This is a genomic window from Variovorax sp. 20P10.2.4 (genome assembly GCF_058244205.1).
Window position 1 is genome coordinate 1 of record NZ_JBZAYE010000042.1, and the last position, 24594, is coordinate 24594.

The 24594-nt window shown below is 67.7% G+C and carries 23 protein-coding genes; 21 read left to right on the forward strand and 2 right to left on the reverse strand.

Annotation, left to right across the window (positions count from 1 at the left end):
* From AC27VN_RS06665 to AC27VN_RS06740, 16 genes are all read left to right on the forward strand, one after another.
* Nucleotides 1–501 (forward strand): phosphatidate cytidylyltransferase (locus tag AC27VN_RS06665; protein ID WP_490876044.1); only part of this gene is annotated, 501 nt, incomplete at its 5' end.
* Nucleotides 498–1688, forward strand: coding sequence for a 1-deoxy-D-xylulose-5-phosphate reductoisomerase (ispC, locus tag AC27VN_RS06670; protein WP_490876045.1), 1191 nt, complete (start codon nt 498–500; stop codon nt 1686–1688). The genes AC27VN_RS06665 and ispC, both read left to right, overlap by 4 nt.
* A 39-nt stretch (nt 1689–1727) precedes the next feature.
* Complete coding sequence (gene rseP, locus AC27VN_RS06675) at nt 1728–3158, forward strand: RIP metalloprotease RseP (RefSeq protein ID WP_296776562.1); 1431 nt, start codon at nt 1728–1730, stop codon at nt 3156–3158.
* 39 nt (nt 3159–3197) lie between these two features.
* A complete protein-coding gene (bamA, locus tag AC27VN_RS06680; protein ID WP_093342264.1) occupies nt 3198–5648 on the forward strand; it encodes an outer membrane protein assembly factor BamA in 2451 nt (816 codons plus the stop codon).
* Nucleotides 5648–6211: an OmpH/Skp family outer membrane protein gene (locus AC27VN_RS06685; protein WP_093342263.1), complete on the forward strand. Its 564-nt coding sequence runs from the start codon at nt 5648–5650 to the stop codon at nt 6209–6211. Before bamA ends, AC27VN_RS06685 begins: the two co-directional genes overlap by 1 nt.
* A 14-nt stretch (nt 6212–6225) precedes the next feature.
* A complete protein-coding gene (gene lpxD, locus AC27VN_RS06690) occupies nt 6226–7203 on the forward strand; it encodes a UDP-3-O-(3-hydroxymyristoyl)glucosamine N-acyltransferase (RefSeq protein ID WP_490876046.1) in 978 nt (325 codons plus the stop codon).
* Nucleotides 7200–7679: a 3-hydroxyacyl-ACP dehydratase FabZ gene (gene fabZ, locus AC27VN_RS06695; protein WP_177239286.1), complete on the forward strand. Its 480-nt coding sequence runs from the start codon at nt 7200–7202 to the stop codon at nt 7677–7679. The genes lpxD and fabZ overlap by 4 nt, the downstream gene beginning before the upstream one ends.
* Nucleotides 7680–7689: 10 nt before the next feature.
* The gene (lpxA, locus tag AC27VN_RS06700; RefSeq protein WP_490876047.1) at nt 7690–8478 is read left to right on the forward strand and encodes an acyl-ACP--UDP-N-acetylglucosamine O-acyltransferase; all 789 of its coding nucleotides are present in this window, start codon (nt 7690–7692) and stop codon (nt 8476–8478) included.
* Between the two features lie 10 nt (nt 8479–8488).
* Nucleotides 8489–9649 (forward strand): lipid-A-disaccharide synthase, encoded by a 1161-nt coding sequence (lpxB, locus tag AC27VN_RS06705; protein ID WP_490876048.1) that lies wholly within the window; start codon nt 8489–8491, stop codon nt 9647–9649.
* On the forward strand, nt 9621–10346 hold the full coding sequence (gene rnhB, locus AC27VN_RS06710; RefSeq protein ID WP_490876049.1) for a ribonuclease HII: 726 nt from the start codon (nt 9621–9623) through the stop codon (nt 10344–10346). The genes lpxB and rnhB overlap by 29 nt, the downstream gene beginning before the upstream one ends.
* A 4-nt stretch (nt 10347–10350) precedes the next feature.
* Entirely contained in the window at nt 10351–11136 is a 786-nt protein-coding gene (locus AC27VN_RS06715; RefSeq protein WP_490876050.1) for a TrmH family RNA methyltransferase, read from the forward strand.
* A gap of 232 nt (nt 11137–11368) precedes the next feature.
* Nucleotides 11369–12577 (forward strand): glutamine-hydrolyzing carbamoyl-phosphate synthase small subunit, encoded by a 1209-nt coding sequence (gene carA, locus AC27VN_RS06720; RefSeq protein WP_431509098.1) that lies wholly within the window; start codon nt 11369–11371, stop codon nt 12575–12577.
* The gene (gene carB, locus AC27VN_RS06725; RefSeq protein ID WP_093342252.1) at nt 12570–15818 is read left to right on the forward strand and encodes a carbamoyl-phosphate synthase large subunit; all 3249 of its coding nucleotides are present in this window, start codon (nt 12570–12572) and stop codon (nt 15816–15818) included. The genes carA and carB overlap by 8 nt, the downstream gene beginning before the upstream one ends.
* 8 nt (nt 15819–15826) lie before the next feature.
* Entirely contained in the window at nt 15827–16696 is an 870-nt protein-coding gene (kdoO, locus tag AC27VN_RS06730; protein ID WP_490876051.1) for a Kdo hydroxylase KdoO, read from the forward strand.
* 64 nt (nt 16697–16760) lie between these two features.
* Nucleotides 16761–17240 (forward strand): transcription elongation factor GreA, encoded by a 480-nt coding sequence (greA, locus tag AC27VN_RS06735; protein ID WP_057591673.1) that lies wholly within the window; start codon nt 16761–16763, stop codon nt 17238–17240.
* A gap of 11 nt (nt 17241–17251) precedes the next feature.
* On the forward strand, nt 17252–17671 hold the full coding sequence (locus AC27VN_RS06740) for a DUF4149 domain-containing protein (protein ID WP_093342249.1): 420 nt from the start codon (nt 17252–17254) through the stop codon (nt 17669–17671).
* A gap of 13 nt (nt 17672–17684) precedes the next feature.
* Here the strand turns inward: AC27VN_RS06740 and AC27VN_RS06745 are convergent, their stop codons facing one another.
* Entirely contained in the window at nt 17685–18443 is a 759-nt protein-coding gene (locus tag AC27VN_RS06745; RefSeq protein ID WP_490876052.1) for a glycosyltransferase, read from the reverse strand.
* A gap of 2 nt (nt 18444–18445) precedes the next feature.
* Nucleotides 18446–18925: a YhbY family RNA-binding protein gene (locus tag AC27VN_RS06750; RefSeq protein WP_093342246.1), complete on the reverse strand. Its 480-nt coding sequence runs from the start codon at nt 18923–18925 to the stop codon at nt 18446–18448.
* Between the two features lie 87 nt (nt 18926–19012).
* On the opposite strand from AC27VN_RS06750, the gene AC27VN_RS06755 reads away from it, so the two are divergent.
* The 5 genes from AC27VN_RS06755 (at nt 19013) to AC27VN_RS06775 (ending at nt 24577) form a co-directional block, all read left to right on the forward strand.
* Nucleotides 19013–19675, forward strand: coding sequence for an RlmE family RNA methyltransferase (locus AC27VN_RS06755; protein WP_093342245.1), 663 nt, complete (start codon nt 19013–19015; stop codon nt 19673–19675).
* Nucleotides 19676–19835: 160 nt separating this feature from the next.
* Nucleotides 19836–21758: an ATP-dependent zinc metalloprotease FtsH gene (ftsH, locus tag AC27VN_RS06760; protein ID WP_057591678.1), complete on the forward strand. Its 1923-nt coding sequence runs from the start codon at nt 19836–19838 to the stop codon at nt 21756–21758.
* 89 nt (nt 21759–21847) lie between these two features.
* Nucleotides 21848–22684 carry a dihydropteroate synthase gene (folP, locus tag AC27VN_RS06765; RefSeq protein ID WP_490876053.1) on the forward strand — a complete coding sequence of 279 codons (837 nt, stop codon included), beginning with the start codon at nt 21848–21850 and terminating at the stop codon, nt 22682–22684.
* A gap of 76 nt (nt 22685–22760) precedes the next feature.
* The gene (gene glmM, locus AC27VN_RS06770) at nt 22761–24098 is read left to right on the forward strand and encodes a phosphoglucosamine mutase (RefSeq protein ID WP_490876054.1); all 1338 of its coding nucleotides are present in this window, start codon (nt 22761–22763) and stop codon (nt 24096–24098) included.
* Nucleotides 24095–24577, forward strand: a complete 483-nt coding sequence (locus AC27VN_RS06775; RefSeq protein ID WP_490876055.1) for a GNAT family N-acetyltransferase — start codon at nt 24095–24097, stop codon at nt 24575–24577. Before glmM ends, AC27VN_RS06775 begins: the two co-directional genes overlap by 4 nt.
* Nucleotides 24578–24594 lie beyond the last annotated feature (17 nt).

Consider the following 24594-nt stretch of genomic DNA (forward strand, 5'->3'; position numbering starts at 1 on the left):
GGGCTGCTGGCGCTCTGGGTGGCCTGGCTGGCCGCGGTGCAGGCACGCCTGATCGGGATCAACTTCCTGCTCTCGATCCTGGTGCTGGTCTGGGTCGCCGACGTCTTCGCCTATTTCGCCGGCCGGGCCTTCGGCCTCAAGTTCACGCGGCGCAAGCTCGCGCCCGCGATCAGTCCCGGCAAGAGCTGGGAAGGCGTCTGGGGCGGCATGGCGGGCGTGGTGGTGCTGGCGCTGGCCTGGGTCTGGGCCGATGCCTCGGCGCAGGCCGCGGTGGCCAGCCTCTACAGCCGGCTGGCGACGCGCGGCTGGTGGTTGCTGCTGCTCGGCGTGGTCTTCCTGGCGGCGATGAGCGTGGTCGGCGACCTGGTCGAATCGCTGATCAAGCGCAGCGCGGGTGCCAAGGACAGCAGCCGGCTGCTGCCCGGCCACGGCGGGGTGCTCGATCGGGTGGATGCCCTCTTGCCCACGCTCCCCATTGCAATGATGCTGGCTTTTCTGTGAACACTTCCCCCAGACAACGCGTGACGGTGCTCGGCTCGACCGGTTCGGTCGGCGTCAGCACGCTCGACGTCATCGCGCGTCATCCCGAGCGCTTCGAGGTCTTCGCGCTCTCGGCCGCCACCAAGGTCGACGAGATGCTCGCGCAGTGCGCGCGCTTCTCGCCGCGCTTCGCGGTCATGGCGAGCGAGGCCCATGCGGTCGCGCTGGCCGAAAAGCTCCAGCAGAACAATCTGCCGACCCGGGTCCTGTCGGGTGCCGGTGCTATCGAAGAGATAGCGTCGCACGACGAGGTCGATGCCGTCATGGCGGCCATCGTCGGCGCCGCGGGCCTGGGCCCCTGCCTGGCGGCCGCGCGCGCCGGCAAGCGCCTGCTGCTGGCCAACAAGGAGGCGCTGGTGGTCGGCGGCGACCTGTTCATGCGCACGGTGCGCGAGGGCGGGGCGACGCTGCTGCCGATCGACAGCGAGCATTCGGCCATCTTCCAGTCGCTGCCCGAGGATCCCGCCACCTGGGCGCGGCGCATCGACAAGATCATCCTCACGGCCTCGGGCGGTCCGTTCCGCACCCGCGCGCCCGACACCCTTGGCAGTGTCACGCCCGAGCAGGCCTGCGCCCATCCCAACTGGGTTATGGGGCGCAAGATCTCGGTCGACTCGGCCACCATGATGAACAAGGCCCTCGAGGTGATCGAGGCGCGGCACCTGTTCGGCGTGGCACCCGAGCAGATCGAGGTGGTCATCCATCCGCAGAGCGTGGTCCATTCGATGGTGCAGTTCACCGACGCATCGATCCTCGCCCAGCTCGGCACGCCCGACATGCGGGTGCCGATCGCCGTCGGCCTGGCCTGGCCAGAGCGCATCGAGAGCGGGGCGGGGCGGCTGGACTTCCGCCAGCTGGCTGACCTGAGTTTCGCCGCACCCGACGCGGCGCTCTTTCCGGGACTGGACCTGGCCTGGCAGGCGCTGCGCGCGGTGCCCGGCACCACGGCCGTGCTGAATGCCGCCAACGAGGTCGCGGTCGAGGCCTTCCTGGCGCGCCGGCTGCGCTTCGATCGCATTCATGCGGTCAACATGGAAACTTTGGAGGCGGTCGCGCCCTCCAAGCCGGCGTCGCTGGCCGATTTGCTGGCCATCGACGCCAGCGCCCGCGCTGCCGCGAATGCCGCGGCGCTGCGCCTTTCCGCCTGACGCCTCGCGCGTCACCGATTTCAAGAAGCAAGGTTCCGGATGCTCACCCTCGTTGCATTCATCGTCGCGCTCGGCCTGCTGATCACCGTCCATGAATACGGCCACTACCGGGTCGCGGTCGCCTGCGGGGTGAAGGTCAAGCGCTTCGGCGTGGCCACGCTGCCGTTCGGCAGCCCCGACAGCCCGTCGCTGCTCGGCCGCATCCTCTGGCGCGTCAGCAAGCCCGTCTACGCCTGGAAGCCGCGGCGCCAGCATCCGGGCCAGGACACCGAGTTCGCCATCGGCCTGTTTCCCTTCGGCGGCTACGTGCAGATGCTCGACGAGCGCGAGGCCCCGGTGGCGCCCGAGGAGCGGCATCGCGCCTTCAACACCCAGCCGCTGCGTTCGCGCGCGGCCATCGTCGCGGCCGGTCCGATCGCCAACCTGCTGATGGCGGTGGCGCTCTACACGGCCGTCAACTGGATCGGCGTGCAGGAGCCGGTCGCGACCCTGGCGCGGCCGGTCGCCGCTTCGCTGGCCGAGCAGGCCGGGCTGCGCGGCGGCGAGCACATCGCCCGTGCCGGCTTCGAGGGCGACGACCTGACCGAGGTCCAGTCCTTCGAGGACCTGCGCTGGCGCATGACCCGCGGCGCGCTCGACGGCCACGACCTGACGCTCGAGGTGGCGGGGCAGGGCGGCCAGCCGGCCCGCACGCTGGTGCTGCCGCTGAGCCGCATCGAGGCCAAGGACGCCGACGCCCAGATGTTCCGCAAGATCGGCGTGCTCGCGCCCATGACCCGTCCCGAGATCGGCGAGGTGATGGCCGGCGGCGCCGGCGAGCGCTCGGGCCTGCGCCGCGGCGACCTGGTGCGCGCCATCGGCGACACCGCCATCGTCGACGGACAGCAGCTGCGCGAGGCGATCCGCGCCTCGGTCAAGGAGGGCAAGGCGCTCGCGCTGCCCTGGCAGATCGAACGCGAAGGCCGTGTCCAGACGCTCGAAGTCACGCCCGAGGTGCGCGACGAGGGTGGCCTGAAGGTCGGCCGCATCGGCGCCTACGTGGGGGCGCCGCCCGACATGGTGACCGTGCGGCAGGGCCCGGTCGACGGCGTCTGGCGCGGTGTGGTCCGCACCTGGGAGGTTTCGGCGCTGACCGTGCGCATGATGGCCAAGATGGTCATCGGCCAGGCCTCGATCAAGAATCTCAGCGGCCCGATCACCATTGCCGACTACGCCGGCAAGTCCGCCAGCCTCGGTTTCACGCAGTACCTGGTGTTCCTCGCGCTCATCAGCGTGAGCCTGGGCGTGCTGAATCTGCTCCCGCTGCCGGTCCTCGATGGGGGGCACCTGATGTATTATCTTTGGGAGGGCCTGACCGGTAAAAGCGTCTCCGACGTCTGGATGGACTGGCTTGGGCGCGGTGGCGTTGCCCTGCTCCTGGTCATGATGTCGATTGCCTTGTTCAACGACACATCGCGGCTCTTTGGTTAACTATCTTGCCGGCCCTTTCCGCGCCGGATCAATTCACAGATGAACAAAAACTTCAGTCGCTTTCGCCTGCGTAGCGTTGCCGCACTGGTGGCCAGCACGCTCGCGGCCACGGCAGCCTGGGCCGTCGAGCCTTTCACCGTGCGCGACATCCGCGTTGAAGGCCTGCAACGCGTGGAGCCCGGAACCATCTTCGCGTCGCTGCCGCTGCGCGTGGGCGACACGTACAGCGACGACCGCGGTTCGGCCGCCATCCGCGCGCTGTTCGATCTGGGGTTGTTCAAGGACGTGCGCATCGACGTCAACGGCAATGTGCTGGTGGTGATCGTCGAGGAACGCCCGACCATCGCCGACGTCGACTTCGTCGGCACCAAGGAATTCGACAAGGCCGCGCTGCAGAAGGCGCTGCGCGAAGTGGGCCTGACCGAAGGCCGGCCCTACGACAAGGCCCTGGCCGACCGCGCCGAGCAGGAGCTCAAGCGCCAGTACGTGAGCCGCAGCCTTTACAACGCGCAGGTCGTGACCACCGTCACGCCGATCGAGCGCAACCGCGTGAACCTGACCTTCACGGTCACCGAAGGCGATTCGGCGCGCATCCGCGAAGTGCACATCGTCGGCAACAAGGACTTCAGCGAGAGCACGCTGCTCGACCTGTTCGACCAGGACAGCGGCGGCTGGCTCAGCTGGTACACCAAGTCGAACCAGTACTCGCGCGCCAAGCTCAATGCCGACCTCGAGACGCTGAAGAGCTACTACATCACGCGCGGCTACCTCGAGTTCCGCGTCGACTCGACCCAGGTCGCGATCTCGCCTGACCGCCAGGACCTGACGGTCACGGTCAACATCACCGAAGGCGAGAAGTTCGTCGTCGCGGGCGTCAAGCTCGACGGCAACTTCCTCGGCCGCGACGAGGAATTCAAGACCCTGGTCACGATCAAGCCGGGCGAGCCCTACAACGGCGAGCAGGTCACGGCGACCACCAAGGCCTTCACCGACTACTTCGGCACCTTCGGCTACGCCTTCGCACGCGTGCAGGCCAAGCCCGAGATCGACCGCACCAACAACCGCGTGACGCTGGTGCTGCAGGGCGAGCCCTCGCGCCGCGTCTACGTGCGCCGCGTGAACGTCGGTGGCAACACCCGCACGCGCGACGAAGTGATCCGCCGCGAATTCCGCCAGTACGAGGCCTCCTGGTACGACGGCGACAAGATCAAGCTGTCGCGCGACCGCGTGGACCGCCTGGGCTACTTCACCGAGGTGAACGTCGAAACCCAGGAACTGCCGGGTTCGCCCGACCAGGTCGACCTGCTGATCACCGTGGCCGAGAAGCCCACCGGCTCGCTGCAGCTGGGCGCCGGCTACTCGAGCGCGGAGCGCGTCTCGCTGACCTTCGGAATCCAGCAGGAAAACGTGTTCGGCTCGGGCAACTACCTGGGCCTGCAGGTCAACACCAGCAAGTCGAACCGCACGATCTCGGTGACTACCACCGATCCGTACTTCACCAAGGACGGCATCTCGCGCACGATCAGCGTCTATCACAACACGACCCGCCCGTACAACACGGCGGTCGACGGCGACTACCAGCTGGTCAACCAGGGCGCCTCGATCCGCTTCGGCGTGCCGTTCAGCGAACTCGACACCGTGTTCTTCGGCATCGGCGTGGAGCGCTATGCCTTCAACGCCAAGAACACCTACGCGTTCCTGACCCCGAACTCCTACCGCAACTACTTCGGTTGCACGACGCGTCCGATCCCGAGCCTGGTGCCGGGCCTCAACTTCGACGTGATCGACGGCTGCTCGAACGACAGCGTCTGGGGCATCCCGCTGACCGTGGGCTGGGCGCGCGACGACCGCGACAGCGCGCTGGTCCCGACCAAGGGCCGCCTGCAACGTGCCAACCTCGAGGTCGGCATCGGCGGCGACATGCGGTACTTCAAGACCAACTACCAGTACCAGCAGTTCTTCCCGATCAACAAGCAGTACACCTTCGCGATCAACTCCGAAGTCGGCTACGGCAAGGCGCTCGGCGGCAAGGTCTACCCGATCTTCAAGAACTTCTACGCCGGTGGCCTGGGCTCGGTGCGCGGCTTCGAACAGAACTCGCTCGGCCCGCGCGACGTGCCCCTGCTCGGCCAGACCGAAGGCGCCGCGCTCGGCGGTACCAAGAAGGCCATCTTCAACGCCGAACTCAGCACGCCGTTCCCCGGCGCCGGCAACGACCGCACGCTGCGCCTGTACGGCTTCTTCGACGCCGGCAACGTGTTCGGCTCGCGCTCGGCCGGCCTCACCGACGAGCAGTGGAAGGCTTCGAAGAAGATCCGCGCGTCGGTCGGTCTCGGCATCAGCTGGATCTCCCCGCTCGGCCCGCTGCGGATCGCCTACGCCGTGCCGGTGCGCCAGCAGAAGGAAGTGCAGGACCCGAACACGGGCGTCATCCTGATCCCGAAGGATAGAATCCAGCGCCTGCAATTCCAGATCGGAACCTCTTTCTAATGACGCATTTGATTCGCGCCGCGGCAGGCGCGTTGCTGATTCCCGCGATGACATGGATCGCGGCGCCCGCGTGGGCGCAGGCGCAGGAAACATTTCGTATCGGCTTCGTCAATCCCGACCGCGTGCTGCGCGAGGCGCAGCCCGCGAAGGCGGCGCAGGCCAAGCTCGAGGCCGAGTTCCTCAAGCGCGAGAAGGACCTGACCACGCAGGGCGATGCCCTGAAGGCCGCGTCCGAGAAGTTCGAGCGCGAGGCCGCGGCCCTGCCCGAGAGCCAGCGCAACGCACGCCAGCGCACGCTGATCGAGCAGGACCGCGACTTCCAGCGCCGCCGCCGCGAGTTCCAGGAAGACCTCAACGCCCGCAAGAACGAAGAGCTCCAGCAGGTCTACGACCGCGCCAACCGCGTGGTGAAGCAGGTCGCCGAAGCCGAGAAGTACGACGCGATCCTGCAGGAAGCGATCTACATCAACCCGAAGCACGACATCACCGACAAGGTGATCAAGGCGCTCAACGCCTCGGTGAGCACGCCGTCGTCCGCTTCCTCGCCCACGGGCGGCAAGTAACGCCGCGTACCGGCGTGGCACTGCAGCTAGGAGCCATCGTTGACGCCCTCGGGGGCGAGCTTCGTGGCGATGCGACGCTGTCCATCGAGCGCTTGTCCCCGCTCCAGAATGCACAGCCCGATGCGCTCAGCTTCCTGAGCCATCCCAAATACCAGCAGGAACTCGCGGCCTCCAGGGCCGGCTGCGTGATCGTGTCGCCCGCGATGAGCGAGGCGGCCGCCGCTCGCGGCGCCTGCATCGTCACGCCCGACCCCTACCTGTACTTCGCGCGGCTCACGCAGCTGTGGAAGGCGAGCCATGCGCGGCCCGAGGCCGAGCGCATCCATCCCTCGGCCGTGGTTCATCCCGAGGCGCAGGTCGATCCCACGGCCCGTATCGGCGCGCTGTGCGTGATCGAGCGCGGTGCGTGCATTGGCGCCGGCACGGTGCTGAAGTCGCGCGTCACCGTGAGCGAGGACTGCACGATCGGCGAGCGCTGCCTGCTGCATCCGGGCGTGGTCATCGGTGCCGACGGCTTCGGCCTCGCGCCGAGCAAGGAGGGCTGGGTCAAGATCGAGCAGCTGGGCGCGGTGCGCATCGGCAACGACGTCGAGATCGGCGCCAACACCTGCATCGACCGCGGTGCGCTCGACGACACCGTGCTCGAGGACGGCGTGAAGCTCGACAACCTGATCCAGATCGGCCACAACGTGCGCGTCGGCCGCAACACCGCGATGGCGGGCTGCGTCGGCGTGGCCGGCAGCGCGACCATCGGTGCCAACTGCACCTTCGGCGGCGGCGCCATCGTGCTGGGCCACCTGAGCGTGGCCGACAACGTCCACGTGTCCGCCGCCACGGTGGTGACACGCTCCATCCGCAAGGCCGGCCAGTACACCGGCATGTTCCCCATCGATGACAATGCGACCTGGGAAAAGAACGCTGCAACGCTCAAGCAGTTGCACAGCCTGCGCGAACGACTGAAGGCGCTGGAGAAGGCTCCCTCCCAACAATGAAGACGATGCAGGAACAGACCACCATGACGACGACGCTCGACATCCATCAAATCCTCAAGCTGCTGCCGCACCGCTATCCTTTTCTGCTGGTCGACCGCGTGCTGGACATGGAGAAGGGCAAGCGCATCACGGCGCTCAAGAACGTGACCATGAACGAGCCGTTCTTCAACGGCCACTTCCCGCACCGCCCGGTGATGCCCGGCGTGCTGATGCTCGAAGCCATGGCGCAGGCCGCGGCGCTGCTGTCGTTCCGTTCGCTCGACATCGTGCCCGACGACAACACCGTCTACTACTTCGCCGCGATCGACGGCGCGCGCTTCAAGCGCCCCGTGGAACCGGGCGACCAGCTCACGCTGGAGGTCGAGATCGAGCGCATGAAGGCCGGCATCTCGAAGTTCAAGGGGCGGGCGCTGGTGGGCAGCGAGCTGGCCTGCGAGGCATCGCTGATGTGCGCCATGCGCCAGATCAACGCCTGACGATCGGCGCATGACGCAGGTTCATCCGACGGCCATCGTCGATCCCAAGGCCGAGCTCGACCCGTCGGTCGCGGTCGGTCCCTATACCGTGATCGGTCCGCATGTGCGTATCGGTGCGGGCACGACCATCGGCCCGCACTGCGTGATCGAGGGGCGGACCACCATCGGCCGCGACAACCGGATCTTCCAGTTCGCCTCGCTCGGCGCGATCCCGCAGGACAAGAAATACGCCGGCGAGCCGACCGAGTTGGTCATCGGCGACCGCAATCTGATCCGCGAGTTCTGCACCTTCAACCTCGGCGTGCCGGGGGCGGGTGGAGTGACCCGCGTGGGCCACGACAACTGGATCATGGCCTACACCCACATCGCGCACGACTGCCATGTCGACAACCACACGACGCTGGCCAACCAGACCACGCTGGCCGGTCATGTGCACCTGGCCGACTGGGTCACGATCGGCGGGTTGACGGGCATTCACCAGTTCGTTTCGATCGGTGCCCACGCGATGGTCGGCTTCGCCAGCGCGGTGTCGCAGGACGTGCCGCCTTTCATGCTGGTCGACGGCAATCCGCTGGCGGTTCGCGGCTTCAACATCGTGGGGCTGCGTCGGCGCGAGTTTTCGGCCCAGCGGCTCGCGGCGGTCAAGCAGATGCATCGCCTGTTGTACCGCCAAGGCAAGACGCTCGACGAGGCGCGCGCGGGCATCGCCGCGCTGGCTGCGGAGATGCCGGAAGCGGCCGAGGACATCGCGTTGATGGAATCCTTCATCGCCAACTCGACGCGCGGCATCGCGCGCTGAGGTGAGGGCGATGCAGAAGGACGCACAGCGGCCCGAACCGCGCCGTTTTGCGCTGGTCGCGGGCGAGGCTTCGGGCGACCTGCTCGCGGGTCTGCTGCTCGACGGCCTTCAGGCGCGCTGGCCCGATCTGCAAACCGCCGGCATCGGCGGCCCGCGCATGCTGGCGCACGGTTTCGAGAGCTGGTGGCCGCAGGAAAAGCTCGCGGTACGCGGCTACATCGAGGTGCTGCGCCACTACGCCGAGATCGCGGGCATCCGCCGCCAGCTCAAGGCGCGGCTGCTGCGCGAATGGCCCGAACTTTTCATCGGCGTCGACGCGCCCGATTTCAACCTCGACCTCGAGGCCGGCCTGCGTGGCCGCGGCATGAAGACGGTGCACTTCGTCTGCCCGTCGATCTGGGCCTGGCGGCCCGAGCGCATCGAGAAGATCCGCGCCGCGGCCGACCACGTGCTGTGCATCTTCCCGTTCGAGCCCGAGCTGCTGGCCTCGCAGGGCGTGCAGGCGAGCTACGTCGGGCATCCGCTGGCCAACGTGATTCCCATGACGGTCGACCGCGCGGCGGTGCGCGCCTCGCTGGGCCTCGCGCCCGACGCCCAGGTGGTGGCGCTGCTGCCGGGCAGCCGGCGCTCCGAGGTCCGCTACCTGGCGGCCCGCTTCTTCGAGGCCGCCGCGCTGATGCGCAAGGCGCGGCCCGCGCTGCGCTTCGTGGCGCCGATCCTGCCGGGCCTGCGCACCGAGGTCGAGGCGCTGCTGAAGGCCAGCGGCCTGGGCGACGCGGTGACGCTGCTCGACGGCCAGTCGCATGCGGCGCTGTCGGCCTGCGACGTCACGCTGATCGCCAGCGGCACCGCCACGCTCGAGGCGGCACTGTTCAAGCGGCCGATGGTCATCGCCTACAACATGAACAGCCTCTCGTGGCGGATGATGCAGCGCAAGCAGCTCCAGCCCTGGGTCGGGCTGCCCAACATCCTGTGCCGCGACTTCGTGGTGCCCGAATTGCTGCAGGAAGCCGCGTCGCCCGAGGCGCTGGCCCAGGCCACGCTCGAATGGCTCGACGCGCCCGAGCGGGTGCGCGCGCTCGAGGCGCGTTTCGCCGAACTCCACGTGCAACTGCAGCGCGATACGCCGACACTGTGCGCCGATGCGATCCAGAAAGTTCTTGAAGGCTGAACAGGCGCCCCTGGCCTGGGACGCGCCCGGCCTGCTGGCGGGCGTGGACGAAGCGGGACGCGGTCCGCTGGCCGGGCCGGTGGTGGCCGCGGCCGTGATCCTCGACGACCAGCGCCCGATCCGCGGCCTGGCCGACTCCAAGACCCTGACCGCGCTGCAGCGCGAGCGCCTGCACGACCAGATCATGGCCCAGGCGCTGTGCTGCTCGATCGCGCAGGCCAGCGTGGAGGAGATCGACACCCACAACATCCTGCAGGCGACCATGCTGGCGATGCGCCGCGCGGTCGAGGGCCTGCGCCTGAAGCCGGCCAAGGTGCTGGTGGACGGCAACCGGCTGCCCCAGCTCGACGTGCTGGCCGAGGCCATCGTCAAGGGCGACGCGCGCGTGAAGGCGATCTCGGCCGCGTCGATCCTGGCCAAGGTGCACCGCGACCGGCTCTGCGAGCAGCTGCACCAGGAGTTTCCGCACTACGGCTTCGCGGGCCACAAGGGCTACGGCACGCCCGAGCATCTCGAGGCCCTGCTGCAGCACGGCGCCTGCGTGCACCACCGGCGCTCGTTCAGCCCGGTGGCGGCCGCGCTGGCGCGCATGGCGCCGGCCGTGCCGGTGGTTCAGGTCGCCCAGGTCGAATCGCCGCTGTCCGCGGTGTCGGTGCAGACCCAGGTCGTGGCGATCGAACTGCGCCCGGCGCCCTGATCCGATGACCACGCCCGCCGGCCCGAGCCGCATCAGCTCGCGCGACAACCCATTGCTCAAGGACCTGCGCAAGCTGGCGCAGGATCCGGGCGCCTACCGCAAGCTGGGCCGTATCTGGCTCGAAGGCGACCATCTGTGCCGCGCGGCGCTGGCGCGCGGCGTGACGCCGGCGGTGGCCGTGTTCTCGCTGTCGTTCTGGCCGCAGGCACCGGCCGAATGGTCGCGCGATGCCGCCAAGACCGTGGTCGTCGACGACGAGCTGCTGAAGGCGGCGAGCGGGCTGGAATCGCCGGCGCCGATGGGCTTCCTGCTCGATCTGCCCGAACGGCCCGCGGTGCTGCCCGAGGCGCCCACCGTGGTGCTCGACCGGCTGCAGGACGCCGGCAACGTCGGCTCCGTGTTGCGCAGCGCCGCTGCCTTCGGCTTCCAGCAGGTGATCGCGCTCAAGGGCACGGCGGCGCTCTGGTCGCCCAAGGTGCTGCGCGCGGGCATGGGCGCCCATTTCGGCCTGCGGCTGATCGAGGGCGTCGATGCCGCCGCGCTCGAGGCGCTGGCGGTGCCGCTGGTCGCCACCAGTTCGCACCGCGGCGACTGGCTGCACGCGGCGAAGCTGCCGCATCCCTGCGCCTGGCTGCTGGGCCACGAAGGGCAGGGCGTGTCGGCCGCGTTGGAGGCGCTGGCCACGCGCCACATCCGTATCGCACAGCCCGGGGGCGAGGAGTCGCTCAACGTGGCGGCGGCCGCCGCCATCTGCCTGCATGCCAGCGGCGCGGCCACCCTGAAAAGATAAGAAACATTCTCAGTTGCCCGCCGGGTTCATGCCATTGACGCATGGCTGGTGTACGGGCAAGCGAATCTTCATGCCCCGCGAGACGAGAGGCGACGGCCGCCGGGCTACAATCGGGGGCTTACTCGCAAATCAGCGTCGCCCGGCCGCATTCCACGCCATCTTCCCCTTAAGCAGCAGTCCCAAGGCTTCAAAGCCCTGGATGCCGGGCGACCGTAACCATCCGGAGAACCCAGTGCTTTTGTCTCTCAAGGGAAGTTTCCCGCCCGCCATCCTGGCGCTCGCAGACGGCACGGTCTTTCAAGGCAACTCGATCGGAGCCACCGGCTCCACCGTCGGTGAAGTGGTGTTCAACACCGCGATGACCGGCTACCAGGAAATCCTCACCGACCCGAGCTACTGCCAGCAGATCGTGACGCTCACGTATCCGCACATCGGCAACTACGGCGTCAATCCCGAGGACATCGAAGCCGACAAGATCCATGCCGCGGGCCTCATCATTCGGGACCTGCCGCAGATCGCCTCCAACTTCCGCCATACCGCGACGCTGTCGCAGTACCTGGTGGAGGGCAAGACCGTCGCCATCGCCAACATCGACACCCGCAAGCTGACCCGCCACCTGCGTACGCACGGCGCGCAGAACGGCTGCATCCTGGGACTGGCCGAAGGGGAAGCGGTCACCCAGGCGCTGATCGACAAGGCCATCGCCGCCGCCAAGGCCGCGCCGAGCATGGCCGGGCTCGACCTCGCCAAGGTGGTGTCGGTGCAGCAGACCTACGAGTGGACCGAGACCGAGTGGAAGCTCGCCAACTCGAACGGCAAGCCGGGCTATGGCGTGCAGATCACGCCGCGCTTCCACGTCGTGGCCTTCGACTACGGCGTCAAGAAGAACATCCTGCGCATGATCGCCCAGCGCGGCGCGCGCATCACCGTGGTGCCGGCGCAGACGCCCGCGGCCGACGTGCTCAAGCTCAAGCCGGACGGCATCTTCCTGGCCAACGGTCCCGGCGACCCGGAGCCCTGCGACTACGCGATCACCGCGGTCAGGGAATTGATCGAAACCGGCATCCCGACCTTCGGCATCTGCCTGGGCCACCAGATCATGGCGCTGGCCTCGGGCGCGAAGACCTTCAAGATGAAGTTCGGCCACCACGGCGCGAACCACCCGGTCAAGGACCTCGACAGCGGCCGCGTCAGCATTACGAGCCAGAACCACGGCTTCGCGGTCGACGAGAAGTCGCTGCCGGCGAACCTGCGCCCCACGCACGTGAGCCTGTTCGACAACACGCTGCAGGGCCTCGCCCGCACCGACAAGCCGGCGTTCTGCTTCCAGGGCCACCCCGAAGCCTCGCCCGGCCCGCACGACATCGGCTACCTGTTCGATCGCTTCACGGCACTCATGGAAAAGAACAATACGGAAAAGACGGAGAAAGAGCATGCCTAAGCGCACAGACCTCAAATCGATCCTCATCATCGGCGCCGGCCCGATCATCATCGGCCAGGCCTGCGAGTTCGACTACTCCGGCGTGCAGGCGTGCAAGGCGCTGCGCGAGGAGGGCTACAAGGTCATCCTGATCAACAGCAATCCCGCGACGATCATGACCGACCCGGCCACGGCCGACGTCACCTACATCGAGCCGATCACCTGGCAGACGGTCGAGAAGATCATCGCCAAGGAACGCCCCGACGCGATCCTGCCGACCATGGGCGGCCAGACCGCGCTGAACTGCGCGCTCGACCTCTGGCGCAACGGCGTGCTCGACAAGTACCAGGGCGCGGCCACCGGCAAGCCGGTCGAGCTGATCGGCGCCACGCCCGAAGCCATCGACAAGGCCGAGGACCGCCTGAAGTTCAAGGACGCGATGACCAAGATCGGTCTCGGGTCGGCGCGCTCGGGCATCGCGCACACGATGGACGAAGCCTGGGCCGTGCAGAAGACGCTCGGCTTCCCGACCGTGATCCGTCCCAGCTTCACGCTCGGCGGCACCGGCGGCGGCATCGCCTACAACCCGGACGAGTTCGAGACCATCTGCAAGCGCGGCATCGAAGCCTCGCCGACCAACGAGCTGCTGATCGAGGAATCGCTGCTCGGCTGGAAAGAGTACGAGATGGAAGTCGTGCGCGACAAGGCCGACAACTGCATCATCGTCTGCTCGATCGAGAACCTCGACCCGATGGGCGTGCACACCGGCGACTCGATCACCGTGGCACCCGCGCAGACGCTGTCCGACAAGGAATACCAGATCCTGCGCAACGCCTCGCTGGCCGTGCTGCGCGAGATCGGCGTCGACACCGGCGGCTCGAACGTGCAGTTCTCCATCAACCCGAAGGACGGCCGCATGGTCGTCATCGAGATGAATCCGCGCGTGTCGCGTTCTTCGGCGCTGGCCTCCAAGGCCACCGGCTTCCCGATCGCCAAGGTCGCGGCCAAGCTGGCGGTGGGCTACACGCTCGACGAGCTGCGCAACGAGATCACCGGCGGCGCCACGCCCGCGTCGTTCGAGCCCTCGATCGACTACGTGGTCACCAAGATCCCGCGTTTCGCCTTCGAGAAATTCCCGCAGGCCGACTCGCGCCTGACGACGCAGATGAAGTCGGTGGGCGAGGTGATGGCCATGGGCCGCACCTTCCAGGAATCGTTCCAGAAGGCCCTGCGCGGCCTCGAGGTGGGCGTCGACGGCCTGAACGAGAAGACGCAGGATCGCGAAGTGCTCGAGAAGGAACTGGGCGAGCCCGGACCCGAGCGCATCTGGTACGTGGGCGATGCCTTCGCGATGGGCCTGAGCGTCGACGAAGTGTTCGCGCTGACCAAGATCGATCCGTGGTTCCTGGTGCAGATCGAGGAGATCGTGAAGATCGAGCTCGAGCTGGAAACCAAGTCGCTCGACGACATCGACAAGGACACCCTGCTCGCGCTGAAGAAGAAGGGCTTCTCCGACCGCCGGCTCGCCAAGCAGCTGAAGACCACGGACACGGCCATCCGCGAGAAGCGCCGCGCCCTGGGCGTGCGCCCGGTCTACAAGCGCGTCGACACCTGCGCGGCCGAGTTCGCGACCAACACCGCCTACATGTACTCGACCTACGAGGACGAGTGCGAGGCCGATCCGACGGACAAGAAGAAGATCATGGTGCTCGGCGGCGGTCCGAACCGCATCGGCCAGGGCATCGAGTTCGACTACTGCTGCGTGCACGCCGCGCTCGCCATGCGCGAGGACGGCTACGAGACCATCATGGTCAACTGCAATCCCGAGACCGTGTCGACCGACTACGACACCTCGGACCGCCTGTACTTCGAGCCGCTCACGCTCGAGGACGTGCTCGAGATCGTCGACAAGGAAAAGCCGGTCGGCGTGATCGTGCAGTACGGCGGCCAGACGCCGCTGAAGCTCGCGCTCGACCTCGAGGCCAATGGCGTGCCGATCATCGGCACCTCGCCCGACATGATCGACGCGGCCGAAGACCGCGAGCGCTTCCAGAAGCTGCTGCACGAACTGCAGCTGCTGCAGCCGCCGAACGCCACCGCGCGCACCGAAGCCGAAGCCCTCGAGAAGGCCGCGGCCCTCGGCTATCCGCTGGTGGTGCGCCCGAGCTACGTGCTCGGCGGCCGCGCGATGGAAATCGTGCATGAGCAGCGCGACCTCGAGCGCTACATGCGCGAGGCGGTCAAGGTCAGCAACGACTCGCCGGTGCTGCTCGACCGCTTCCTCAACGACGCCGTCGAATGCGACGTCGACTGCCTGCGCGACGCCGAGGGCCAGACCCTGATCGGCGGCGTGATGGAGCACATCGAACAGGCCGGCGTGCACTCGGGCGACTCCGCCTGCTCGCTGCCGCCCTACAGCCTGTCGGCCGAGACCGTGGCCGAGCTCAAGCGCCAGAGCGCCGCGATGGCCAAGGCGCTGAACGTGGTCGGCCTGATGAACGTGCAGTTCGCGATCCAGCAGAAGGACGGCAAGGACGCGATCTACGTGCTCGAAGTCAATCCGCGCGCTTCGCGCACCGTGCCCTACGTCAGCAAGGCCACCGGCATCCAGCTCGCCAAGGTGGCGGCCCGCTGCATGGCGGGCCAGTCGCTCGCGTCGCAGGGCGTGACGAAGGAAGTCACGCCGCCGTACTTCAGCGTGAAGGAAGCCGTGTTCCCGTTCGTCAAGTTCCCGGGCGTGGACACCATCCTCGGCCCCGAGATGAAGTCGACCGGCGAGGTGATGGGCGTGGGCAAGACCTTCGGCGAGGCCTTCGTGAAGTCGCAGCTCGGCGCCGGCACGCACCTGCCGAAGTCGGGCAAGGTCTTCATCTCGGTGAAGAACAACGACAAGACGCGCGCGGTCGAAGTCGCGCGCGGCCTGTCGCAGCTCGGCTTCGTGCTGATCGCGACCAAGGGCACGGCCGCGGCCATCAATGCCGCGGGCATCGAATGCGCGACGGTGAACAAGGTGACCGAAGGCCGTCCGCACATCGTGGACATGATCAAGAACAACGAGATCGCGCTGGTCATCAACACGGTCGAGGAACGCCGCAACGCGATCACCGACTCGCGCCAGATCCGCACCTCGGCGCTGCTGGCGCGCGTGACCACCTTCACCACGATCTTCGGTGCCGAAGCCGCGGTCGAAGGCATGCGCTACATGGACGACCTCGACGTGATCTCGGTGCAGGAGATGCACGCGCAGTTGGCCACGGCCTGAGCCTCGCCATGGAAACGCAGCTCGTCGAACTGGCGCTGAACGACTGGAGCGCGGCCACGCCCAACGAGGCGTGGATCGCGGATCTCGAGGCCGGCAAGGTGCTGTACTTTCCGCGGCTGGGCTTCGAGCTGCTGCCGCAGGAACGCGCGCTGCTCACGCCCGCGCTGCTGTCGCCCGACGTGCGCAACATCAGCCTCGACGCCAACGGCAAGCTCAAGGGCGCCGTGGGCGACGAGGCGGTGCAACGGCTCGCGGCCGGCATGGTCGGGCGCTTTCGCGCGCAGGCGCAGCAGCTCATCCATGGGCTGCTGCCGCACTACACGCCCGCGCTGCGGCTCGCGCCCACCAGCTACCGCCCGGCGCAGGTCGAGACGCGCGTGCAGTCGTGGCGCGCCGACGACCGGCGGCTGCATGTCGACGCCTTTCCCTCGCGGCCCAACTACGGCGAGCGCATCCTGCGCGTGTTCACCAACGTCAATCCCGACGGCGCGCCGCGCGTGTGGCGCGTGGGCGAGCCCTTCGAGGACATCGCGCGCCGCTTCCTGCCGCGCGCCAAGCCCTATGCGCGCTGGCAGGCCAGGCTGCTGCAGGCGCTGCACGTGACCAAGTCCTTCCGCAGCGAATACGACCACCTCATGCTGCAGCTGCACGACGGCATGAAGTCGGACCTCGACTACCAGAAGACCTCGCCGCAGGAGAACGCCGAATTCCCGCCAGGCTCGGTCTGGGTGTGCTTCTCCGACCAGACCTCGCACGCGGTGATGGCCGGGCAGTACATGCTCGAACAGACCCTGCACCTGGACGCGGCGAAGCAATACAATCCCGCTTCGAGCCCGCTCGCCATCCTGAGCCGGCTGACCGGACGACCTCTCGTTTGAGAGCCTTCCCCCATCGACCGCCGAACGGCAGCGTTCGGCGGTTTCGCTTTATGGAGAACGATATATGGCGACAACCATCCCCATCACCAAGCGCGGCGCGGAGAAGCTGCGCGACGAACTGCGCCGTCTCAAGACGGTGGAGCGGCCCGCGATCATCAATGCCATCGCCGAGGCACGCGCCCAGGGCGACATCAGCGAAAACGCCGAGTACGAAGTCGCCAAGGACCGCCAGGGCTTCATCGAGGGCCGCATCATCGAGATCGAGGGCAAGCTCTCGGCCGCGCAGGTGATCGACCCGACCGAGCTCGATGCCGGCGGCAAGGTGGTGTTCGCCTCCACGGTCGAGCTCGAGGAAGAGGACAGCGGCGATCCGGTCAAGTACCAGATCGTGGGCGAGGACGAAGCCGACCTGAAGCAGGGCCTGATCAACGTGTCGAGCCCGATCGCGCGCGCGCTGATCGGCAAGGAAGAGGGCGACAGCGTCGAGGTGCAGACGCCCGGCGGCCTCAAGCGCTACGAGATCGTGGCGGTCAGCTACCTCTGAGCGGCATCGCGATGAAAGACCGTGTCGCGCTGATGCTGGCAGCCCTCTGGTGGGGCAGCCTCACGACCATCGGTTTTCTCGTCGTGCCGATGCTGTTCGCGCGGCTCGGCAATCCCTCGGTGGCCGGCAACTTCGCGGCGCAATTGTTCGAGGCCCAGAGCTGGATCGCGCTGCTGTGCGGGCTCATCCTGCTGATCCATTTCCGCGCCAAAGCCGACGACGGCATGACCCCGCCGGTGCTGACGGCCCTGTTCCTGGTGCTGGCCGCCATGCTGCTCGCGCTGCTGCAGCAGTACGCCGTGGCGCCGCGCATCGTGGCGCGCGACAACCTCAAGCTCTGGCACTCGGTGGGCAGCGGGATGTACCTGGTGCAGTGGCTGTGTACCAGCGTGCTGCTCTGGCGCATGAGCGGCGGCCAGCGGCCGCGCTGAAGCCGGGAAAGACCTATTCGGTCCAGTGCTCGGCGACCCAGTGCGCCGGGCGGATGTAGCGAAAGCGCCGGTTGCGCCGGCCGGCGAGCGCATCGGGCGGGTTGACCTCGCCGTGAAACACCATGATCCGCGCGTCCTGCGGCACGAACGGCGCCTTCCAGTAGTTGGAGGGCCAGGCCGGGATGCCGTGGTACTTGAAGCTCGGGCACCAGCCGTCGGGCCAGTAGGCCAGCTTGCCCTGCTTGTGCAGCACGTCGGACAGGTAGGTCTGTTCGTTGCGGTACTGGGCCTGCACCTCGTCGAGATGATCGCGGAAATAGCCGAGCACGTCGGCATGCGCACCGAGTTCGAAGCGGTAGACCGAGGAGTTGCCGGTGATGCGGCCGCGCCGCCAGAAGCGGTCGTAGTCGCGGATGATCAGGAAGTCGCCGGGGTGCTCGAAGAAGGCATCGAGGCTGCCGACGATCACCACGTCGAGATCGAGGAAGAGGGCGGTGCCGCGCAGGCCATGCAGGTCGGCCTCGAAGGTCGTCAGCTTCTTCCAGGCGCCGTCGCGCTGGCCCGGCGCCAGGTGCAGGTTCAGCGGCGGGATCGGCAGGCAGCTGACCTCGGGCCGCACGCCCTGGCCGTCGTCGGTCAGGCAGACGAAGCGGAAATCGCCGCTCAGGTGGCGGCGCACCATGGCGTAGAGGCGGTTGACGTACTCGGGGCCGTACTTGGTGCCCCACTTCATGCAGAGGATATGGCGCGTGGCGCCCTGTGCTGGCGCCAAGCTCAGTCCGCCTGGTTGCGCTTCTTGGCCGACAACGGGCGCTTGGCCTTGGCGCGCTTGATCGTGCCGCCGGGCGTGAGCCGCTGGTTGCCGAGCACGCGCAGGGTCTTGATCTCGGGGCGCTGGCCGCCGCGCTTGCTGTACTTGACGATCTTCACGTCGCGCGGGCCGGGCATGCGGTCCTCGTCGACGACGCGTTCCTTCTCGGGCTTGGGACGCCACAGCACCAGCAGCTTGCCGATGTGCTGGATCGGGGCGGCATCGAGCTCGTCGGCCAGCTCCTGCAGCATCGCTTCGCGCGCGGCGCGGTCGTCGGAGAAGACGCGCACCTTGATGAGGCCGTGGGCCTTGAGGGCCGCATCGGCCTCTTTCTTCACGGCAGGGGTGAGCCCGTCGCCACCGACCATGACGATCGGATCCAGGTGGTGAGCTTCGGCGCGGTGCACCTTGCGCTCGGCAGGGGTAAGTTGAATGGCGGGCATCCCCGTATTATCGGACGTAGATCAGCACCTCCACGAGCCGAGCCGCCGGCCCCCGAAGAAACCGGGGCCCGGCACCCAGGCCAATCCATGAGCACCAAGGCGAAGCCCAACAAAGTCAACAAGGCGTGGTTGCACGACCACATCAACGATCCCTACGTGAAACTGGCCACGAAGGAGGGCTACCGCGCCCGCGCGGCCTACAAGCTCAAGGAAATCGACGAGGCGCTGGGCCTCATCAAGCCCGGCCAATTGGTGGTCGACCTCGGGTCGGCGCCCGGCGCCTGGAGCCAGTACGTGCGCCGGCGCATGTCGCCGGGCGGGGCCGCCACGGGGGCGCTCGAGGGCACCATCGTGGCGATCGACATCCTGCCGATGGAGCCGATCGAGGACGTGAACTTCCTGCAGGGCGACTTCCGCGAGGACAGCGTGCTGGCGCAGCTCACCGAGGCGCTGGGCGGCCGCAAGGCCGACGTGGTGGTGTCGGACATGGCGCCCAACCTCTCGGGCATCGAGTCGGCCGACGCGGCGCGGATCGCCCACCTGATCGAGCTGGCCATCGATTTCTCGCAGCACCACCTCAAGCCCGAGGGCGCGCTGGTGGCCAAGCTGTTCCACGGCAGCGGCTACGACCAGCTCGTGAAGCTCTTCAAGGCCCATTTCCGCATCGTGAAGCCGTTCAAACCGAAGGCTTCGCGCGACCGATCGTCCGAGACCTTTATGGTCGGAATCGGCCTGAAAACCGGCGTCTGATACGCGTTGATACCGAAAACCGCCCAAACCCTTGTCAGGCTATGGCTGCTTTAGGGAAATCCGAGCTTTTCGCAGCTTGAAAAGCCTAAAATGGGGCGCAACTGCGTACCCAAGCGCGTATTTTCATCTTCCCGTCACGCGCTTTCGACTGGAGCTTCGTTTGAACAATCAGTGGTTTTCCAAGGTTGCCGTCTGGCTTGTCATCGCGATGGTGTTGTTCACTGTGTTCAAGCAGTTCGACACCCGCGGCGCCGCCGGCGCAGGCAATATCGGTTATTCGGACTTCCTTGAGGAAGTTCGCGGCAACCGCATCAAGAGCGCCACGATCCAGGAAGGCCAGGGCGGCAGCGAGATCGTCGCGATCACCAACGACGACCGCAAGATCCGCACCACGGCCACCTACCTCGACCGCGGCCTGGTCGGCGACCTGATCGCCAACAACGTCAAGTTCGACGTCAAGCCGCGCGAGGAGGGCTCCCTGCTCATGACCTTGCTGGTCAGCTGGGGCCCGATGCTGCTGCTGATCGGCGTGTGGGTCTACTTCATGCGACAGATGCAGGGCGGCGGCAAGGGCGGTGCCTTCAGCTTCGGCAAGAGCAAGGCGCGCATGATGGACGAGAACAACAACACCGTCACCTTCGCCGACGTCGCGGGCTGCGACGAGGCCAAGGAAGAGGTGCGCGAAGTCGTCGACTTCCTCAAGGATCCGCAGCGCTTCCAGAAACTCGGCGGCCGCATTCCGCGCGGCCTGCTGCTGGTCGGCCCACCCGGCACCGGCAAGACCCTGCTGGCCAAGTCGATCGCCGGCGAAGCCAAGGTTCCGTTCTTCTCGATCTCGGGTTCCGACTTCGTCGAAATGTTCGTCGGCGTGGGCGCCGCCCGCGTGCGCGACATGTTCGAGAACGCCAAGAAGAACGCGCCCTGCATCATCTTCATCGACGAAATCGATGCGGTGGGCCGCCAGCGCGGTGCCGGCCTCGGCGGCGGCAACGACGAGCGTGAGCAGACCCTCAACCAGATGCTGGTCGAGATGGACGGCTTCGAAACCAACCTCGGCGTGATCGTCGTGGCCGCGACCAACCGTCCCGACATCCTCGACGCCGCGCTGCTGCGTCCGGGCCGTTTCGACCGCCAGGTCTACGTCACGCTGCCCGACATCCGCGGCCGCGAACAGATCCTCGGCGTGCACATGCGCAAGGTCCCGCTGGGCCAGGACGTGAACCCGAGCGTGATCGCGCGCGGCACGCCCGGCATGTCGGGTGCCGACCTGGCCAACCTCTGCAACGAAGCTGCCCTGATGGCCGCCCGCCGCAATGCGCGCGTGGTCGAGATGCAGGACTTCGAGAAGGCCAAGGACAAGATCTTCATGGGCCCCGAGCGCAAGAGCATGGTCATGCCCGAGGAAGAGCGCCGCAATACGGCCTACCACGAGTCCGGCCACGCCCTCATCGGCAAGCTGCTGCCCAAGTGCGACCCGGTCCACAAGGTCACCATCATTCCGCGCGGCCGCGCCCTTGGCGTGACCATGAGCCTGCCGGCGCAGGACCGCTACAGCTACGACCGCGAGTACATGCTGAACCAGATCAGCATGCTGTTCGGCGGCCGCATCGCCGAGGAAGTGTTCATGCACCAGATGACCACCGGCGCGAGCAACGACTTCGAACGTGCCACCAACCTGGCGCGCGACATGGTCATGAAGTACGGCATGAGCGATGCGCTCGGCCCGATGGTCTATGCCGAGAACGAAGGCGAAGTGTTCCTGGGCCGCTCGGTCACCAAGACCACGAACATGAGCGAGCAGACCATGGAAAAGGTCGACTCCGAAGTGCGCCGCATCATCGACGACCAGTACGCGCTGGCGCGTCGCCTGATCGAAGAGAACAGCGACAAGATGCACGCGATGGCCAAGGCCTTGCTCGAATGGGAAACCATCGACTCCGAGCAGCTCGACGACATCATGGCCGGCAAGGAGCCGCGCCCGCCCAAGGACTGGACGCCGCGCACGCCCCCCTCGGGCAGCAACGGTGGCGGCAACGGCGGCACGCCGGCCGTGAATCCGGAACCTTCGCCGACCGCCGCCTGAGAAGTGCGTCTGGCATCAAACAGCAACGGGGCCTCAGGCCCCGTTTTCCATGTGCGGGCCCTCGCGGCCGCATGACAATGCACCTCGCCATGTCTTCTTGGCAGACCGCCCGCTTCACGATCGACCTCGCGCAGCCGCGCGTGATGGGCATCGTGAACGTCACGCCGGACTCCTTCTCCGACGGTGGCGCCCATGCCTCCACCGCGGCCGCGCTGCGCCACTGCGAGCAACTGCTGGAGGAGGGCGCAGACATCCTCGACATCGGCGGCGAATCCACCCGGCCCGGCAGCCCCGCCGTGCCGCTCGAGGCCGAACTGGCGCGCGTGCTGCCGGTGGTGCGCGAGGCGGTGAAGCTCGACGTACCGGTCTCCATCGATACCTACAAGCCCGAGGTCATGCGCGCGGTGCTCGATCTCGGCGCGGACATCGTCAACGACATCTGGGCGCTGCGCCAGCCGGGCGCGCGCGAGGCGGTCGCCGCGCATCCCTCGTGCGGCATCTGCCTGATGCACATGCACCGCGATCCGCAGACCATGCAGGCCGCGCCGATGGACGGCGAGGTCGTGCCGCAGGTGCTGGACTTCTGGCGCGCGCAGCTCGACGCCCTGGGTGCCCTCGGCATTGCGCCCGCGCGCATCACGCTCGACCCCGGCATCGGCTTCGGCAAGACCGTGGCGCAGAATTTCGCGCTGCTCGCCCGGCAGCGCGAGTTGCTCGGCGCGGGCCATCCGCTGCTGCTGGGCTGGTCGCGCAAGTCCTCGATCGGCGCCGTCACCGGCATCGAGCAGGCCGCGCAGCGTGGGGTGCCCAGCGTGGCGGCCGCCGTGCTCGCGGTCGATCATGGCGCTGCCATCGTGCGCGTGCACGATGTGCGCGACACGGTTGCCGCGCTCGCGGTCTGGCGCGCGATGAAGGCCGCCGCATAGCCATCGGATTGCCACGGCAGCCGGGCCAGGTTTCCCCAGAAATATTCCTTCAAACATCTAAAGCAAAGACAAGAACATGACTCGCAAGTACTTCGGCACCGATGGCATCCGTGGCACCGTCGGTCGTTCACCGATCACCGCCGACTTCGTGCTGCGCCTCGCGCATGCGGTGGGGCGCGTGCTCAAGAAGACCGAGGCCCGGCCCACCGTGCTGATCGGCAAGGACACCCGCATCTCGGGCTACATGCTCGAGTCGGCGCTCGAATCGGGCTTCAATTCGGCCGGCGTCGACGTGGTGTTGCTCGGCCCGCTGCCGACCCCGGGCGTGGCCTACCTCACGCGCGCACAGCGCGCCAGCCTCGGCGTGGTGATCAGCGCGAGCCACAACGCCTACCCCGACAACGGCATCAAGTTCTTCAGCGCGCAGGGCACCAAGCTCAGCGACGAATGGGAGCTCGCGGTGGAAGCCGCGCTCGAGGAAGACCCGGTCTGGGCCGAGTCGGCCGGCCTGGGCAAGGCGCGCCGCCTCAACGACGCGGCCGGCCGCTACATCGAGTTCTGCAAGAGCACCTTCTCCAACGACCTCACCTTGCGCGGCCTGAAGCTGGTGGTCGACGCGGCCCATGGCGCGGCCTACCAGGTGGCGCCCGACGTGTTCCACGAACTGGGCGCCGAGGTACAGAGCATCGGCTGCACGCCGGACGGCCTCAACATCAACGACGGCTTCGGCGCCACGCACCCCGAAGCCCTGATCGCCGCCGTGACGGCCCAGAAGGCCGACTACGGCATCGCGCTCGATGGCGATGCCGACCGGCTGCAGCTGGTGGACGCCAGCGGCCGCCTTTTCAACGGCGACGAGCTGCTCTACCTGATGGTGGCCGAGCGCATTGCGCGTGGCAACAAGCCGGCCGGCGTGGTCGGCACGCTGATGACCAACAAGGCGGTCGAGGTGGCGCTGCGCGGGCAGGGCATCGAGTTCGTGCGCGCCAAGGTCGGCGACCGCTATGTGCTCGAGGAGCTCGAGAAGCACGGCTGGCTGCTGGGTGGCGAGGGCTCGGGCCACCTGCTGGCGCTCGACTGCCACACCACCGGCGACGGCATCGTGAGCGCGCTGCAGGTGCTGCAGGCCTGCGTGCGCAGCGGCAAGAACGTGGCCCAGCTGCTCGAAGGCGTGACGCTGTTCCCGCAGACGCTGATCAACGTGCGCCTTTCGCCCGGCCAGAACTGGAAGGACAACGCGGCGCTGGCCAGCGAAACGAAGCGCATCGAGGCCGAGCTCGGCGACGCCGGCCGCGTGCTGATCCGTGCCAGCGGCACCGAGCCGCTGCTGCGCGTGATGGTCGAAGCACGCGATGCGCAGGTGGCCGAGGCCAGCGCCAGGCGCCTCGTGGCCACGGTGGAAGGCGCGAAGTGACGATCGAGGTCGTGCTCGCCGACTACCGCGACGCCGCGCAGGCCGCGGCGCTCGTCGAGCTGCTCGATGGCTATGCGCGCGATCCGGCCGGTGGCGGCACGCCCTTGAGCGCGCAGGTGCGCGCCGAACTGCCGGCCGCGCTCGCGGCCCGGCCGCAGGCCTTCAGCGTGCTCGCCTACGACGACGGGCAGCCGGTCGGCCTGATCAACTGCGTGGAAGGCTTCTCGACCTTTGCCTGCCGCCCGCTGGTGAACGTGCACGACGTGGTCGTGGCGCCCAGCCACCGCGGCCAGCGGCTCGCGCAGCGCATGCTCGAAAAGGTGGAGCAGGAGGCCCGCGCGCGCGGCGCCTGCAAGCTCACGCTCGAGGTGCTGTCGGGCAATGTGTCCGCGCGCAAGGCCTACGAGCGCGAAGGCTTCGCCGACTACCAGCTCGACCCGGCCTTCGGCAGCGCGATGTTCATGCAGAAGAAGCTCTGAGCCTTCTTCACGGGCAG